At 46.2% G+C, this 16,637-nt stretch carries 15 protein-coding genes; 1 reads left to right on the plus strand and 14 read right to left on the minus strand.

All coding sequences use genetic code 11. The features are described from left to right. On the minus strand, positions 1-664 hold a 664-nt coding region (locus A3735_RS04150), incomplete at its 3' end, for a hypothetical protein (protein WP_068637636.1). A 175-nt stretch (positions 665-839) separates the two neighbouring features. Here A3735_RS04150 and A3735_RS04155 point away from each other — a divergent pair. Beyond that, entirely contained in the window at positions 840-1,313 is a 474-nt protein-coding gene (locus A3735_RS04155; protein ID WP_068512459.1) for a DciA family protein, read from the plus strand. A 50-nt stretch (positions 1,314-1,363) separates the two neighbouring features. On the opposite strand, the gene lpxC is transcribed toward A3735_RS04155, so the two are convergent. The 13 genes from lpxC to A3735_RS04220 form a co-directional block, all read right to left on the minus strand. Then, a complete protein-coding gene (gene lpxC, locus A3735_RS04160; RefSeq protein WP_068512462.1) occupies positions 1,364-2,275 on the minus strand; it encodes a UDP-3-O-acyl-N-acetylglucosamine deacetylase in 912 nt (303 codons plus the stop codon). A 130-nt stretch (positions 2,276-2,405) separates the two neighbouring features. Next, a complete protein-coding gene (gene ftsZ / locus A3735_RS04165) occupies positions 2,406-3,572 on the minus strand; it encodes a cell division protein FtsZ (protein WP_068516357.1) in 1,167 nt (388 codons plus the stop codon). A gap of 73 nt (positions 3,573-3,645) precedes the next feature. Continuing rightward, positions 3,646-4,881: a cell division protein FtsA gene (gene ftsA, locus A3735_RS04170; RefSeq protein WP_068516361.1), complete on the minus strand. Its 1,236-nt coding sequence runs from the start codon at positions 4,879-4,881 to the stop codon at positions 3,646-3,648. Positions 4,882-4,971: 90 nt separating this feature from the next. After that, positions 4,972-5,793, minus strand: coding sequence for a cell division protein FtsQ/DivIB (locus tag A3735_RS04175; RefSeq protein ID WP_068515626.1), 822 nt, complete (start codon positions 5,791-5,793; stop codon positions 4,972-4,974). Then, positions 5,794-6,765: a D-alanine--D-alanine ligase gene (locus A3735_RS04180; RefSeq protein ID WP_068516364.1), complete on the minus strand. Its 972-nt coding sequence runs from the start codon at positions 6,763-6,765 to the stop codon at positions 5,794-5,796. After that, positions 6,762-8,279 (minus strand): UDP-N-acetylmuramate--L-alanine ligase, encoded by a 1,518-nt coding sequence (murC, locus tag A3735_RS04185; RefSeq protein WP_082865279.1) that lies wholly within the window; start codon positions 8,277-8,279, stop codon positions 6,762-6,764. Before murC ends, A3735_RS04180 begins: the two co-directional genes overlap by 4 nt. Continuing rightward, a complete protein-coding gene (gene murG, locus A3735_RS04190) occupies positions 8,272-9,354 on the minus strand; it encodes an undecaprenyldiphospho-muramoylpentapeptide beta-N-acetylglucosaminyltransferase (protein WP_068516366.1) in 1,083 nt (360 codons plus the stop codon). Before murG ends, murC begins: the two co-directional genes overlap by 8 nt. Then, complete coding sequence (gene ftsW / locus A3735_RS04195) at positions 9,347-10,564, minus strand: putative lipid II flippase FtsW (RefSeq protein WP_082885796.1); 1,218 nt, start codon at positions 10,562-10,564, stop codon at positions 9,347-9,349. The genes murG and ftsW overlap by 8 nt, the downstream gene beginning before the upstream one ends. After that, on the minus strand, positions 10,561-11,892 hold the full coding sequence (murD, locus tag A3735_RS04200) for a UDP-N-acetylmuramoyl-L-alanine--D-glutamate ligase (protein ID WP_231882375.1): 1,332 nt from the start codon (positions 11,890-11,892) through the stop codon (positions 10,561-10,563). The genes ftsW and murD overlap by 4 nt, the downstream gene beginning before the upstream one ends. Positions 11,893-11,912: 20 nt before the next feature. Next, positions 11,913-12,995 (minus strand): phospho-N-acetylmuramoyl-pentapeptide-transferase, encoded by a 1,083-nt coding sequence (gene mraY / locus A3735_RS04205; RefSeq protein WP_068516372.1) that lies wholly within the window; start codon positions 12,993-12,995, stop codon positions 11,913-11,915. Next, complete coding sequence (gene murF, locus A3735_RS04210; protein ID WP_068516376.1) at positions 12,995-14,386, minus strand: UDP-N-acetylmuramoyl-tripeptide--D-alanyl-D-alanine ligase; 1,392 nt, start codon at positions 14,384-14,386, stop codon at positions 12,995-12,997. Before murF ends, mraY begins: the two co-directional genes overlap by 1 nt. Continuing rightward, positions 14,379-15,908, minus strand: a complete 1,530-nt coding sequence (locus A3735_RS04215) for a UDP-N-acetylmuramoyl-L-alanyl-D-glutamate--2,6-diaminopimelate ligase (RefSeq protein ID WP_068516379.1) — start codon at positions 15,906-15,908, stop codon at positions 14,379-14,381. The genes murF and A3735_RS04215 overlap by 8 nt, the downstream gene beginning before the upstream one ends. 1 nt (position 15,909) lies before the next feature. Beyond that, positions 15,910-16,637, minus strand: a 728-nt coding sequence (locus A3735_RS04220; protein ID WP_255375134.1) for a penicillin-binding transpeptidase domain-containing protein, incomplete at its 5' end; no start/stop codon positions are given.

Consider the following 16,637-nt stretch of genomic DNA (forward strand, 5'->3'; position numbering starts at 1 on the left):
CACTATCTTCCTTACCTGCGAAGTCTACTCCGGCATGCCAGGCACGCTTTCCTGAAAAAGGGTCTGTTCGGTAGCCATAGGCTGAGGACATCCATCCCCAGGTAATGGGGCGGCCGGCAATAAATAATTCTTCTTGGGTTTTGCGGCTAACAAACAGCGCGTCAATCACTTCTAGCTGCTGCTCACTATCAGTAAGTTGTCGGTCAATCTGATCAAGACTTTCAACAATGCCTGGCAGCACGTAAGACTCGCCCAGCTTTGCATCGGTGGGGCCACCTAGCGCAGGGCTCGCACTGAAGTCAAATTCGCCATTCTTTAGCTTCGCTACTTCTGTCAGTCTTTGACCAAGCGCATCAAGGCGTAACAGTCTGGCCTGCATATCACCCATTCTTAAGGTTAGCGCATCAACCTTTTCCTGAGCTGCTCGCTTAATCCTGGTCACTTGTTTCTTTTGTGCGTTGATATCTTGCTGCCAACCAACAATTATTTCTTTATCTAAAGTCGACTCGGCTTCTCCGGCCACCCAGGTCTGTAGACGGTAGCCCGAAAACACTAGTACGGCCATGAGAAAAACAAATAGCGCACCAACAATGACGAGCTGCTTATTTCCTAACTGATAAGTTTTAGACTTTCCGTGGTTTCGACCAACAAAAATAATATTCATAGCTTTTCTTATATCGTTCTTTTAGCATATCCCTATTCCATGATGTCATTCCATGACTCAATTTGCGCTAGTTTGACCAAGCATCAAGCTCTTTGCAAGCGCTAGTCGCTTTGCTCTTGAGCCTTGTCACGCCGAACTTAGCAAAGCCAATTTAGCCTGTCACACTTTTAAGTTTATGAGACAACCAAAGCAGCAAAAGTTTGCCCCTAAAATCAGCTTAAAAAGACTGAGTGCGAAATCAAACAATCTTCAGTCTCTGATTAAACAGGCCGCCAGCCGAAAGTCGCTGGAAGTTCTGTTTGACGAAACCTTGCCAAGCGCTTTTAAAGGCAAGTTTCAAATAAACGCCTTTAGCCAAGGCAGGCTCACCCTCACCTGCTCGTCTGCAGCGCTCATGACCAAATTCCGTTTCTCTCAAGAGCAGGTGATATCTATGCTCAATGCAAAAATTCACCCAGAGAGAATAGAGCAGATCAAAATCAAAGTGCGACCCAAAGGGGCATTTTCAAACAAAGCACCCATTGATACGCCAAGTACACCTAAACACTTAAGCAAAAAAAATGCCCAGATTCTAAGAGAAGAAGCTGAGCATACTGATGATTTGAAACTAAAAAAGATTTTACTTCAGTTAGCCAGACATACTGATTAGCAGATTAGTATCAATATATCCGGCTCGCTGGTTTTCTCTTATGCAGCCACTTAAGCAGCTAACACTGGCTTCATATATGAAATTGGAGCTGTACTTGCGTCTTCGAAAGTATTCACTTCCCAAGCATCGGTTTCCTTGATGAGTTTTCGCAGCAACTTGTTGTTCAAGTCATGACCAGACTTGTAACCTTTAAACTCACCAATCAAGCTATTGCCCAATAAGTATAAGTCGCCGATAGCATCCAAAATTTTGTGTTTTACGAACTCATCGTCATAACGCAAACCATCTTCGTTCAAGACCTTGTAGTCATCAACAACAATTGCGTTATCGAAACTACCGCCTTGAGCTAGATTCATTGCTTGCAAACGTTCAAAGTCACGCATAAAACCAAAAGTCCGGGCACGGCTTACTTCTTTTACAAACGAGGTGCTCGAGAAATCAATCGCCGCATCTTGAGTACCCTGATGAAAAACAGGGTGATCAAAGTCAATTGAAAAGCCAACTTTGAAGCCATTAAAAGGCACAAACGTCGCTTTCTTACCGTCTTCTTCGATCGTCACTTCTTTGGTGATGCGAATAAACTTCTTAGCCGCTTCTTGCTCTTCAATTCCCGCAGACTGGATTAGAAAAACAAAAGGACCAGCACTACCATCCATAATGGGTACTTCTTCAGCACTTAACTCAACACGGCAGTTATCAATACCTAAACCAGCCATGGCTGAAAGCAAATGCTCTACAGTCGCTACTTTAACGCCGTCTTTAACAAGCGTTGTTGAAAGCAAAGTCTCACCTACGTTTTCCGCACGCGCTTCTATCTCCACAGCTGGAGACAAATCGGTACGACAAAACACAATCCCTGAGTCGATCGGTGCAGGCATAAGCGTTAAATACACCTTTTTACCTGAATGAAGACCCACTCCAGTGGCTCGAATTGTATTCTTTAATGTGCGCTGTTTAATCATATTTTGATTTCTATCAACCTTTATAAATTGCTGAACTGGTCAAAAAACAGGCGCATAATAACAGAATGCGCCGAATTTCCCAACTAAAACGATCAACTATTCATCAAGATGTAATATTAGGCGCGGATAATTAATCCGCTTGACGCCTCAAAAATGCTGGTATATCCAAGTAATCAACACTTGGAGCCGCATCAGTTTTGCTCGTATCAACCGCAGCATTACCTACGCGGTCAACGCTTGGACGACGGCGACTTACAGCTGGGCGCTCCAATTCACCGTAATCTAGCGTACCGTCCTTTTTAGTCGGCGTATTGTCAACAACCTTAACCGGCTTATCCATTGCAGCTGACAAACCTGTTGCAACAACTGTTACTTTTAGTTCATCTGTCATCTCAGGATCGATAACCGTACCTACAACAACTGTTGCTGAGTCTGAAGCAAATTCTTCTACAATATTACCCACTTCCGAGAACTCACCCAAGTTCAAGTCAACACCCGCAGTAATGTTAACCAAGATACCACGCGCACCCTGAAGGTTAATGTCTTCTAGCAGCGGGCTTCTAATCGCAGCCTCTGCAGCTTCCTTAGCTCGCTCTTCACCCGATGCTGAACCGGTACCCATCATAGCCATGCCCATTTCAGACATAACTGTTTTTACGTCTGCAAAGTCAACGTTGATCATACCTGGGCGGATAATTAGATCCGCAATACCTTGAACAGCCCCTTGAAGTACGTCATTCGCTGCACCAAATGCATCAAGCAAGGTCGTATTTTTACCTAAAACTGATAGCAGTTTTTCATTTGGAATCGTGATCAAGGAATCAACATTCTCAGCCAGTTCCTGCAAACCTGCTTCAGCGATTTTCATACGCTTGCCGCCTTCAAAAGGAAAAGGCTTAGTCACAACAGCAACCGTCAAAATACCTAATTCACGCGCTACTTCAGCCACAATCGGTGCTCCACCCGTACCTGTACCGCCGCCCATACCGGCAGTAATAAATACCATGTCAGCACCCTTTAGGGTTTCCGCAATGCGCTCTTTATCTTCTAAAGCCGCTTGACGTCCAATCTCAGGATTCGCGCCTGCACCAAGGCCTTTAGTAATTGTGCTACCCAATTGGATAACTGCTTTGTTTTCTAGATCTTTTAGAGCTTGTGAGTCTGTATTTGCACAAATAAACTCTACACCGTCTACATCGCCAGATAGCATGTGGCGCACTGCGTTACCACCGCCACCGCCGACACCAACGACTTTTATTACTGCGTTTTGTGAAACATTCTCTACGAGTTCAAACATCACTCTTTCTCCTAATATTATATTTTCAATCTGCTAGTTGCTGCTTTGTATTGTTGGTTTTTGTAGGCAATTTTTAGAAGTTGCCGGTAAACCATGTTTTTATTTTTTCCATAAAACTTTCGCCTCCCTCAGACCTCATCATCGGCTCACTATCCGTTGTCCTCTGCTTCAGTCCATACATCAATAAACCAACGCCCGTTGCATACATCGGATTATTGACGACATCCGCCAAACCAGATACACCCTGCGGGGATGCTAATCTGACAGGCATATGGAATATCTCTTCTGCTAACTCAACAACGCCTTCCATCTTTGACGTCCCGCCCGTTAACACAATCCCGGCGGCAATTACATCTTCAAAGCCACTTCTACGTAACTCTGACTGTATCAAGGTAAATAACTCTTCATAGCGAGGTTCAACCACCTCAGCCAATGCCTGCCGAGACAAGTCTCGTGGTGGGCGATCCCCAACACTAGGCACTTTTATGGTTTCTTCTGCACCGGCCAATTGCGTCAAGGCACAGGCATATTTAATCTTTATCTCTTCCGCGTTTTGTGTCGGTGTACGCAGTGCCATGGCAATATCATTCGTCACCTGGTCGCCCGCTATCGGGATTACTGCGGTATGACGAATCGCACCACCGGTAAATATTGCGATGTCGGTTGTTCCACCACCAATATCCACAACACAGACACCTAACTCTTTCTCATCGTCAGTGAGCACCGCATAGCTTGAAGCCAACTGCTCTAAAATAATGTCATCAACGTCCAGATCACACTTCTGCACACACTTTTCTATATTCTGAGCTGCGTTAACCGCACAGGTCACCAAGTGCACCTTTGCTTCTAGACGCACACCAGACATACCCAAAGGCTCTTTAATGCCTTCCTGGCTATCAATCACAAACTCCTGAGGGAGAATGTGCAGCACTTTCTGGTCTGCTGGTATTGCCACAGCCTGTGCAGCATCGATAACACGATCAATATCGGCCTGAACAACTTCTCGATCTCGAACCGCAACAATGCCGTGCGAATTCATACTGCGAATATGGCTCCCGGCTATTCCTGCATAGACAGAGTGAATCTGGCACCCTGCCATCAGCTCAGCCTCTTCGACAGCTCGTTGAATTGCGTTAACTGTTGACTCAATATTGACAACAACCCCTCTCTTTAAGCCACGAGAAGGGTGCGAACCGATACCAACTATTTCGATCTGTCCTTCACTATTCTTCTTGCCAACAATTGCAACAATTTTGGAGGTTCCAATATCCAACCCCACGGTAAATTCATTTTCTAATGAGCCAGCCATTCTGGTGTTCCCACGTTACTTTTGTACCAACTTTGCTTTCGCGAAGCCTAAGGCCATCCGATGCCCGGCTCACAAACACATTCCTAATTCTTACTTTTTACCGGATCGCCACTTGATCGCTACACCGTTCGGGTAGCGAGCGTCGATTCGGCTAATATTCGCCACGTCAATATTTGCTCTGGAGCTGAAAACCTTACCAACTCGTTCCAGCTTGGCTTCAAGGTTCTGCTGCCCTTCGCGATCTTGTAGCTTAATTTCACCCATTGCGACCGCCACACCATTACTCAAGGTCATATTCCAGACATTTCTAGGTTTCAATTCCAGCGCTCTAATAGCCAAGCCATACTCTTTAAGGCCTTGCTGTAGTACTCCGAGCGTTGAATACATCATATTTTTCTTCGACGCACTGAACTGCTCACTGCCGATCAGTTGCGGTAAAACCAATAAATCACTTCTTAGTTCAGCAGGCTTAAAGACAACACCTTCTGCATTGAGCAACGCTCCGTCATTCCACTGACTCACCGCAACTTGTTCATTTATTAGCAGCTTGATTTCGCCCGGCCAGACTCTACTCACAGTCGCACTGTTAACCCAGGCCAAGCCCTCTACTCGTGTTTGAACGTCTTTTAAGTCAGTCGCTATAAATCCGGCGCCGACTAAACCACTCAACGCTTGTGTCACTTCACTTTCGTTCAGATAAGAAAACGCGCCTGTTACCTTGATCGATGAGATAGGGTGGTCAACTACTTGTATCAGACTGTCTCTTTTAGTCAGTAATACAAGTAGCGCTAAACAAATTAGCGTCACAGTTAGAACACGCTTGAGCACCAAAACAGTCTCTTCACGTACAGCGTTTCCTTCTGCCAACTGAGCGCCCTGCCCCATTACATGAATTGCAGCATTATGTGCCATCTAACTATCCCCTTTATCATTATTATTGTTCTTGCTTAAGCGCTTGTTTGTCACTGCTGACTTCAGTATTTCCAGTAGCAAATCATCAAACTCTAAACCTGAAGCTTTCGCGGCCATAGGAACCAGACTATGGCTGGTCATTCCTGGTATGGTGTTAACTTCTAACAACCAAAAGCGCCCTTTGCTATCGCGCATTACATCGACACGCCCCCAGCCAGAACAGCCTAAGGCACTAAATGCTCTTTCCGCCAAATTCCCCAGACTCTGCTCTTCTTCATCAGATAAGCCTGAGGGTAATAAATATTGTGTAGAATCTGACTCGTACTTCGCTTCATAGTCATAAAAGGTATGGCTGGTTTTTAAGCCAATTACCGGTAATGGCGAACCATTCAACAAGCCAACTGTATATTCATCACCTTCTATCCACTGCTCCAAAAGCACTTGCTCATCCATTTCCAGAGCCTTACTTACTGCGGCTTCCAGCTGTGTCTGATTATTTACTTTAAACACACCAATCGATGACCCTTCACGAGAAGGTTTAACTGCCAACGGGAAACCCATCAATGAAACCAGGCGGGTGAGCATTTCCGGGTTCAACTTCTCTACATAACTAAACTTAGGTGTCGGTAAATTCATCCCCTGCCAAAGGTACTTAGTTCGTGTCTTATCCATGCCAATGGCAGAGCCCATTACACCACTACCGGAGTACGGAATATTCAGGGTCTCTAAAACACCCTGTATCGTGCCATCTTCACCACCACGTCCATGAAGCGCTAAGAATGCCCGGTCAAAAGGCATGTGTTTGACCAGGTCTTCAATCTCTCCACCAAAATCCAGTTTGAAGGCATCAACACCTTTACGCAGCAAGCCATCCAGGACAGCCTGACCACTTTTCAGAGACACCTCGCGCTCCGCCGAGGTTCCTCCCATAATAACGGCAACTTTACCTAGCTTGTCCGCCACTGAACTCATGAACAAGCCTCCAACAACTCGCCATCTTCCGACAAACGAATAGCTATCTGACCGACGCTACCCGCCCCCTGAGTAAGTAATAAGTCGCCGTCTTGAAGCACTGTGGACAAAAGTTTTTCCAGGTTCGGCACTACCTCATCTACCTGGTGACCACCATCGATATAAATTGGCTCAGCACCACCACGCTGACGAATACTGCGGCACAATGCGCGACTATCAGCACTTGGAATTGGTGTCTCGCCAGCGGGGTAAACTTCCATCAATAGCAACACATCCACCTTGGCGAGAACTTTTACGAAGTCCTCATATAGGTCACTGGTACGGCTATAACGATGCGGTTGAAAAACCATGACCAATCGTTTGTCTGGCCAACCCGCACGAATCGCCTGGAGTGTCGCTTCCACCTCACTTGGGTGATGCCCGTAATCATCAACCAACATAACTTTTGAAGCGCTCTTCGCTTCAGTATCTTGTCGTTGAACAGCGTAGTCGCCATACACCTGAAAACGACGCCCTACCCCTTGGAAACTTTCCAAGGCTCTTTGAATTGCGGCATCTTCAACACCCTCATCACTCGCCACAGTGATAGCAGCCAGTGCATTCAGAACATTATGATGCCCCGGCATTTGTAGCGTGATATCCAGGTCATTCATACCCGCCGGTCTCTGTACGGTAAAGCGATTGTGCATACCGTCTTGGCGAATATTATGCGCCCGATAATCCGCACTTTCTGACACACCATAAGTAAGGACGGCACGTGATACCTGAGGCATTATTTCTTCTACTACTGGGTCGTCTACACACATCACCGCAGCACCGTAAAACGGCAGGTTATGAAGGAAGTCTACAAAGGTCTGTTTAAGCTTTGAGAAGTCGCCACCATAGGTATGCATATGATCCGCTTCGATATTTGTAACCACTGAAATCATCGGTGTAAGGTGCAAGAATGACGCATCACTCTCATCTGCTTCAGCAACCAGGTATCGAGACCCACCCAGACTTGCATTGGTACCCGCGCTATTTAAGCGACCACCGATCACATACGTAGGGTCTAAACCTGCCTCGGCGAGTACCGATGCAATCAAACTGGTTGTAGTTGTTTTGCCATGCGTTCCCGCAATCGCGATACCGTGACGATAACGCATTATTTCAGCCAGCATTTCTGCTCGCGGAACAATTGGCGTACGGTGCTCTCTGGCTGCAGCCACTTCCGGGTTGTTTTCATCAATCGCAGAAGAAACCACTACTACATCGGCTTGTGCGACATTTTCCGCATCATGCCCAAAATAGATTTTCACTCCTAATGAAGCGAGTCGTTTTGTCACTGCTGACTCATTTAAATCTGAACCCGAGATTTGGTAACCCTGGTTACGTAGCACTTCTGCAATTCCGCACATGCCCGCGCCACCAATACCTACGAAATGGATCAGACTGATACGGCGCATCTCTGGAATTTCACTCAATACCATGCTTCCTGCATGCTTTAGTACACTCGCATTTGGTTTATCAGGCATAGCAGACTCTCCTACATTCACTGGCTACATTCTCTGTTGCGTCTGCTTTGGCTAATTTTCTTGCTGCCTCGGACAAAATCGATATTCTCTCGGGTTTACTAAATAAAGGAGCCAAGACCTCACTCAAGGTCGACTCGCTCAAATCCTGTTGGTCTAATAACCATGCCGCACCGCCCTTGGTCATATACTGGGCATTGAGCGTTTGGTGGTCATCGACCGCATGAGGATAAGGGATGAGGATCGCTCCCAAGCCCGCCACACATAGTTCAGATATGGTTAAAGCACCGGCTCGACAGATCACAAAGTCAGCCCAGCGATAGGCTGCGGCCATATCATCAATAAACTCACTTACCTGAGCTTTGACACCATACTTTTCATAACTTGCAGCCACGCCTTCGGACTTATTACGCCCTGTCTGGTGCCAAATTTCCGGTCTAATTTCTGCCCCCAAAGAGCTCATCGCACCAGGAAGCACTTCGTTTAATCTGGCAGCTCCAAGGCTCCCACCCAACACCAGCACTCTGATCGGCCGAGATTTCGAAACACTGTCTTTGCTTGAATAAAATAACTCGCAGATTTCATCTCTCAATGGGTTGCCAGTCAGCACAACTTTACTCGCATCTTCAAAGGCTTCAGGAAAAGCTGACATCACTGAATCTGCCATTTTCGCGAGTACTTTATTGGTCATTCCTGCTACGGCATTCTGTTCGTGAACCAATAAAGGCTTACCCAAGAGTTTTGCCGCCAAGCCACCAGGCCCAGAAGCGAAGCCTCCCATACCTAACACGGCATCGGGTCTTGTTTTCCTAAGCACTAATAAAGCCTGGAAAACGGCTTTAGCGATCTTCAAGGGTGCTAAGGCTTTGCTTAATATGCCTTTACCGCGAACACCACTGACAGAAATACCGTAAAAAGGAATTCCAGCATCTTGCACTACTCGCTCTTCCATACCACCGACTGAACCTAGCCAAACAACTTTGTCATTGCGGCTCATTAGTTTCTTTGCCGTTGCTAAGGCTGGAAATACATGTCCGCCAGTGCCACCAGCCATCACAAGGAATGTTTTATCACGCATGGATAAGCTCCTTGTCTCGGGCCTGTTCTGAGTCTGGCTCATCTTCGATCAGCATCAGGTCACGGTGAATTCTTAACAAAACACCTATGCACATACAACTCACAATCAGGCTACTACCGCCATAACTTACCAATGGCAGTGTCAGACCTTTAGTCGGTAGTAAGCCCATATTGACGCCTATGTTTATAAAAGACTGAACCGCGAATAAGATGCCAATGCCGTAGGCAAAATAGGCGCTGAATAATTGCTTTTTCTTTTCTGCCAAATAGCCTATGCGTAAGGATCTGTAGACCAAAACGACAAACAACGAAACAACAAGCAATGTACCAATCAAACCAAACTCTTCTGCCATAATGGCAAAAACGAAATCGGTATGAGCCTCGGGCAAGTAAAATTGCTTTTGAATACTGTTGCCTAAACCTACGCCCGACCAGTCCCCACGCCCAAATGCGATCAAAGACTGAATCACCTGATATCCACTACCATAGGGATCTGCCCAAGGATCGGTATAGCCCACTAAACGCTTTAATCTGTAGGGCTGCGAATAAATCAGTAAGGCCACAGATGCTAAACAGCCTAGAATCAGAATAATAAACTGCCCTAATCTCGCACCACTGAGGAAAATCATTCCCAGAAAGGCACAACCAATTACAACGGTAGAACCTAAGTCCGGCTCACTAAGCAGCAATAAGGCAACCAAAGCCAAGACCAACATCGGCTTTGCAAAGCCCCACCATGTTGTACGCACCTCATCTAAACGTCTCACTAAATAGCCTGCGAGATAAGCCACCAACAAAAGCTTCGCCAATTCAGAAGGCTGAAAATTCAAGCTACCTAAACTAATCCAGCGTGTACTGCCATTAACTGTTTTACCAACGCCTGGGAGAATGACCACCAAAAGCATTAGTAAAGACAAACTCAGCGCAAGCCAGCCAGTCTTCTGCCACCACGAAGATGGCAACTGGTAAGTAAATACGCCGGCGATACAACCCAAGACAATGAAAATGCCGTGGCGAATCACATAGTGAAATGGGTTTCCATTTCTGGCATCCGCAATATCTACCGAAGCCGATGCAATCATAATCAAGCCAGTCAGCAGCAATAGAACACTAACGAACAACATGACATGATCTGTACGTGGTTCAATGCGAAGCGAGTCTTTGCTTTGCAGCAATCCAGGCATGCCAGCTCTAGCGATAGAAAGTGTCATAAGGCCAAAACCTCCTGCTCAAACATATCGCCTCGCTGCTCGTAACTTTTGAACATATCGAAACTTGCGCACGCTGGAGACAACAACACAGCGTCACCTTCTTCTGCCCGCGCCTTGGCTTGTTGAACTGCCTGCTCCAGGTTAGCAACACGAAGCGTTTCAACCTTATCTTTTAAAACAGCTTCTATTAACTCCGCATCCTGTCCAAATAGCAGCGCCAGTTTCCCAAACTTTTGCATAGGCTCGAGCAAGCCGGAAATATCAGCACCTTTACTATCGCCTCCGGCAATTAGCAGTACCTTTCCATCTAAATTCGCACCAATACTGCTAATGGCTGTTTGGGCTGCACCCGCATTCGTTCCTTTTGAGTCATTGATATAATCAACACCGTCTACAGACCTGATATGCTGACAACGGTGACGTAGCCCCTTATAACTTTTCAGAGCATTCGCCATCGCATCCATAGGCAAGCCAACAGATGTTCCTAATGCCAAAGCAGCTAGCGCGTTCGAAAGATTATGCTCGCCGCAGATCTTCAAATCTTTTACGGGCAAAATACTGTCAAAGCCCTTCACTAGATGACGCTGGCCATCAATGTCCATACAGGAAAACTTATTTAAGTCTGCTCTATTCAAGCCAAAGTGAAGCAGCTCCATTCCTTCAGCTTGTAAGGGCTGACTGAGCACCTCATCATCATTAACAATGACTTTTTTAGCGCCAAAAAATATACGTTGCTTAGCCTGTAAATATGCAATTTTGCTCTCATAGCGATCCATATGATCTTCAGAGAGATTTAGCATAACAACGCTTTCTGCACTTAAATGGTCTGTCGTCTCTAGCTGAAAACTGGATAGTTCTAGAATATATAGCTCACACGAGTTATCTAGTAACTCAAGTGCTGGGGTCCCTAGGTTTCCACCAACACCAACATTTAGCCCTGCCTGCTCTGCCATTTCACCCAGCAAAGTTGTGACGGTACTTTTACCATTAGAGCCGGTAATCGCAACAATCGGCGCCTTAGCGGCTTCGGAAAACAGGTCGATATCACCTCGAACTCGCACACCGCTTTTGATAGCGGCCTGGATTTCTGGTGTTGCCAGTGCAATTCCCGGGCTCAGAATGATTTCAGTTGCTGAGCACAAAAGCTCTTGGTCAAAGCCACCTGTTATACATTGAACATTCGGATAATCAGCATGCAAGCCTTCAAGCCCGGGCGGCTCTTCACGGCTATCCATGACACATAGCTGACAGCCTTGCGACGCTAAAAAGCGCACGCACGAAAGCCCGGTCTTACCAAGACCGACAATAACGACTTTCTTATCTGTCACAATTGTATTCACAGCTTGCCTTATCTAACTTTCAGGGTCGCAAGACCAATTAATACCAATACCACGGTGATTATCCAGAAACGCACGATTACACGAGGCTCTGGCCAACCTTTTAATTCAAAATGGTGATGCAAGGGAGCCATTCTAAATATTCTGCGCCCGGTCAATTTAAACGAAGCGACCTGCAGAATGACCGATACGGTTTCCATCACAAATACGCCCCCCATAATGAATAAAACAATTTCCTGCCTTACCATCACAGCGACAACACCCAAGGCGGCACCCAACGCTAAGGCGCCAACATCCCCCATAAATACTTGAGCGGGATAGGTGTTAAACCAAAGAAAGCCCAAACCGGCACCTAACAAGGCACCACAAAAAACGATTAACTCACCCGTACCTGGCAGATAAGGGATATGTAGATATTCCGCAAACACACTATTACCTGATACATACGCAAAAATACCTAAGGCACTCGCCACGAGAACCGTAGGCATAATCGCCAAGCCGTCAAGACCGTCCGTCAGGTTGACGGCATTACTTGTCCCAACGATGACGAAGTAACTTAAGACGATGAACATGGGCCCTAAATCAAAAACAAAATCCTTAAATACCGGTACAATTAACGCGGTCTCCTGAGGTAGATCTGCTGTAAAGTACAAAAGCAATGCCGCAGCACCACCACAAACTGACTGCCAAAAGTATTTTGCTTTCGCTGGTAAACCTTTAGAGTTCTTTTCAACCACTTTTCGATAGTCATCTACCCAACCAATCGCACCGAATGACAGTGTCACGAATAGTGTAATCCAGACATATTTGTTACCCAGATTTCCCCAGATCAAAGTACTAATCGCCACAGCAACAATGATTAGAGTACCGCCCATCGTTGGCGTACCCGCTTTGCTTAAGTGAGACTGAGGACCATCATCCCTTACAGACTGACCAATTTGATAATGGCTCAACTTCTTGATCATCATCGGGCCAACCCATAAGGAAATCATCAGGGCAGTTAAAACCCCTAGGATTCCTCGCAAGGTTAAATACTGAAACACCGACAAGAACCCAAATGTTTCAGATAAAACGGATGACAACCAATACAGCATTAGTGAACTCTTCTCTTAATTAAATTTACAACTTCATCCATTGCTGCGCTTCTGGACCCTTTGATCATCACGATCTTATTTTTGTGCTGATCTTTCACTAGGTGCTCTGCAAGCAAGGCTTTGTCTTCAAAAACCAATGCATTCTCACCAATACTTTCACTCATCTGTTTTGCGTATTGCCCTATCAAGCAAAACTCTTCGATTCCTAATTCAAGCGCATAAGTCGCGACATCTATATGCGCGTCATGCGCATGAGCACCAAGTTCGGCCATTTCACCCAGCACGGCAACTCGATACCCCGCCTGCATAGACAAGACATTAAGGGCTGCTTTCATCGAAGCCGGATTTGCGTTGTAACTGTCGTCTAATAAAGTGATATCATTAATGACAGCTGTATTCATACGCCCTTCTGTCGACTCAACCTTTGCCAAGCCTTTTGCTACACCTTCCAAGTCGCATCCAACAGCAATTGCAGCAGTCGCTGCTGCGAGAGCATTTTGGATTTGATGCAAACCTGGCACAGGTAAACCAACCCTTACGCTCTCTTCGTGATAATTCAATGTAAAGCAGCTTCCTTCGGCTTCACATTCAACATCACTTGCAAAGACATCAGCATTTTCACTTTCCTGTGAGAAAGACAAACTTTGCCTTCCTCCCAAGCGCTCTAACCAAGTCATATAGGCTGGGTCATCGAAGTTTATTATTCCAACGCCGTCAGCGCTTAAGGAGTCATAAATTTCTCCTTTGCCTTCGACGATCGCTTCGTAATCACCAAATACTTCAATGTGAGCGCTGCCAGCATTCAAAACCATTGCAACATCTGGTCGGGCCATATTGCTTAGATAGGCAATATCACCTTTCGCTCTCGCTCCCATTTCCACAACTGAAAACTGGTGTTCAGCATTTATGTCTAACAAAGTTAGCGGCACACCCACTTCGTTATTGAAATTACCCTTCGTTGCCGCGGTCTTGCCGTATTCTGATAAAACAGCTTTCAACATATTCTTAGTACTGGTTTTGCCTGCTGACCCCGTCAAACCAACTAACTTTCCGCAAAACCTCTGTCGATTAAGTGAAGCAATTGAAGCAAGCGCTTTGTCAGTATCGTTAACTTGTAAATATGAAATCTGTTTGGCTGTCATCCCCTTATCTTCGAAATACTGCGATACACTTGCTAAATCTTGTTCGCCAATAACACCTGCACAGCCCTTTCGCAGCGCATCAACAATAAATTCATGCCCATCAAATCTTTCGCCCTTTAAGGCCAAGTAAACATCACCTTCGTTAACGGTACGTGAATCAATAGATAGGCAAGTAAAGCCCGTATCATCACCCAATAAAGTACCCGGCAAAGCTTTAGCCAAAGAGGAGAAAGTCATGACATCAATCATTAATGACCTCCTCTAGCGCCTTAGGAAGAACAGCTGCTCCCGAAATCAATTCGCGCACAGTTTCGATATCACTAAAGTAGTGGCGCTGACCTTTCACTTCTTGCCACGTTTCATGACCTTTACCCGCCACAAGAATGACATCATCTGCTACTGACTTTTCGAGCATTTTCTGTATTGCCATTCGTCGCTCGTGTATCACTTCCACCTTCGATGGCTGCGCAAAGCCCGCTAAAATATCTGCGATGATTGCTTCTGGTGATTCTCCTCGTGGATTGTCATCACTGAGGACAATGTCATCTGCAAACGCTTCGGCAACTCTTGCCATCTCGGCGCGTTTTCCTTGATCACGGTCACCACCACAACCAAATATCACCCTTAGAGAGCCACTGCAAAGAGGCGCTAGCGTTTTAAGTACATTTTCCAAAGCATCAGGTGTATGTGCATAATCAACTACGACTGTAGGTTGATTCACAGACCGAAGCACTTCCATACGGCCATCAACCGCTTTAATCTTTTTAACTCGCGACTCAACGCTTTCGAGGTCGTTCATCGCCGTGGCAGCTGCAAGCACAGCTAACAAATTGCTTAAGTTAAATTCGCCCAGCAATGGGGAGTCGATCATTACCTGACCTACTGAAGCCTTGATCAATGCGTGTATACCCGATGACGAAAGCTCGTTCGTCAATACCGCAACATCAGCAGCTTTACTTGAAACCGCATAACTCGTAATGTTTGTGCCTGGCGTAACAGCGGCTTTAAAATCGCTGAACAGGTCATCATCTCGATTTAGTACTGCAAAGGCCAAGCTCGTGTTCTGAAATAGCTTCTGCTTGGCTTGCGCGTAGTCGGACATTGAACCATGGTAATCCAAGTGATCACGAGTCAAATTGGTGAACACTGCTCCATAAAACTGGACGCCATCTACCCGGTTCTGACATAAGCCGTGCGAAGATACTTCCATCACTACAAACTTTGCACCCGCGTCACGCATATTAGCCAAATGCCGATGCACCTCGATCACATCGGGTGTCGTGTAACCGGTCGCAACCAGAGCTTCCGTCTCCTCACCAAGCAAGCCATAACCCAAGGTTCCCATCACGCCACACTTATGCGGTCCTTGGGATATGTAAGAGGCAAGGTGGTTTGCTACTGAGGTCTTGCCGTTCGTACCGGTGACACCGATTACTTTAATTTCTTCACTTGGCCTAAAGAAGAAGCGAGCCGCTATCTCTCCCATACTCTGGCGAAGGCCCTGCAAGCAGATCTCTATCGCTGCTTTATCTTCATATATTCGGCAGTTAGTATTTCCATCGCGTAGTACTGCGTTTGCACCGCGTTCAATAGCTTCTGCAACGTACAGCTCAAGCTGAGCTTCATCACTAGCAATCGCAATGAACACATCACCTTTTTGAACTTTTCTACTATCGATCGAAATACCTGAAACTCGTGTATCCAGCGCTGCAGGCACATTACAAATACCTCGGAGCAAATCAACCAATGAGTGAGCATAGATATTTTGCATACTACCCTCTGCTCGCTAAAATTGATTTGCCAGAAGACAAGGCTGAACTTTCTTTATCGGGGCTGACATCAAGCAAGCGCATCGTGCCATTCACAACTCGTGAAAAAACTGGCGCCGCAACCTCACCACCATAATATTCCGCACCTTGCGGACCATCGATCACTACCACCATGGCGACTTCGGGTTTATCTATTGGCGCGACGCCGGCAAACAGCGCTTTGTACTGGCTCTCTTCATAACCCGAGCTTCCTACACTGTGAACAGTGCCCGTTTTGCCTCCGACTTCATACATTGGCAATTGCGCTCGCGTTCCTGTTCCACCCTTGGCAACAACAGCCTTCATAGCTTTTCTCAAGGAATCAGAAACATCCGAGCTCAAAATCTGCTCTCCTGGGTAATGCTCTTCACGATAAACAAGACCCAAAGGGTGCTTTACACCACCATTCCCTAATATCATATAAGCTTGGGCAAGTTGCAGTGCGGTAGCATTCAGACCGTAACCATAAGACATGGCTGCAACTTCAATTGGCTGCCAATGCGAAGAGTCTGGCAAAGAACCTATACTCTCTCCAGGAAAGCCAATTCCCGTTCCCTGCCCAAAACCAAGCCGGCTAAACATATCCCAAACGACATCACCACTAAGATCCAGCGCTATACGACTGGTTCCAACATTACTACTTTTGGCAATAATATTAAGGACACTTAGCTCACCGTAGTTTCTGTGATCTC

The sequence above is a fragment of the Oleiphilus sp. HI0061 genome (genome assembly GCF_001635675.1).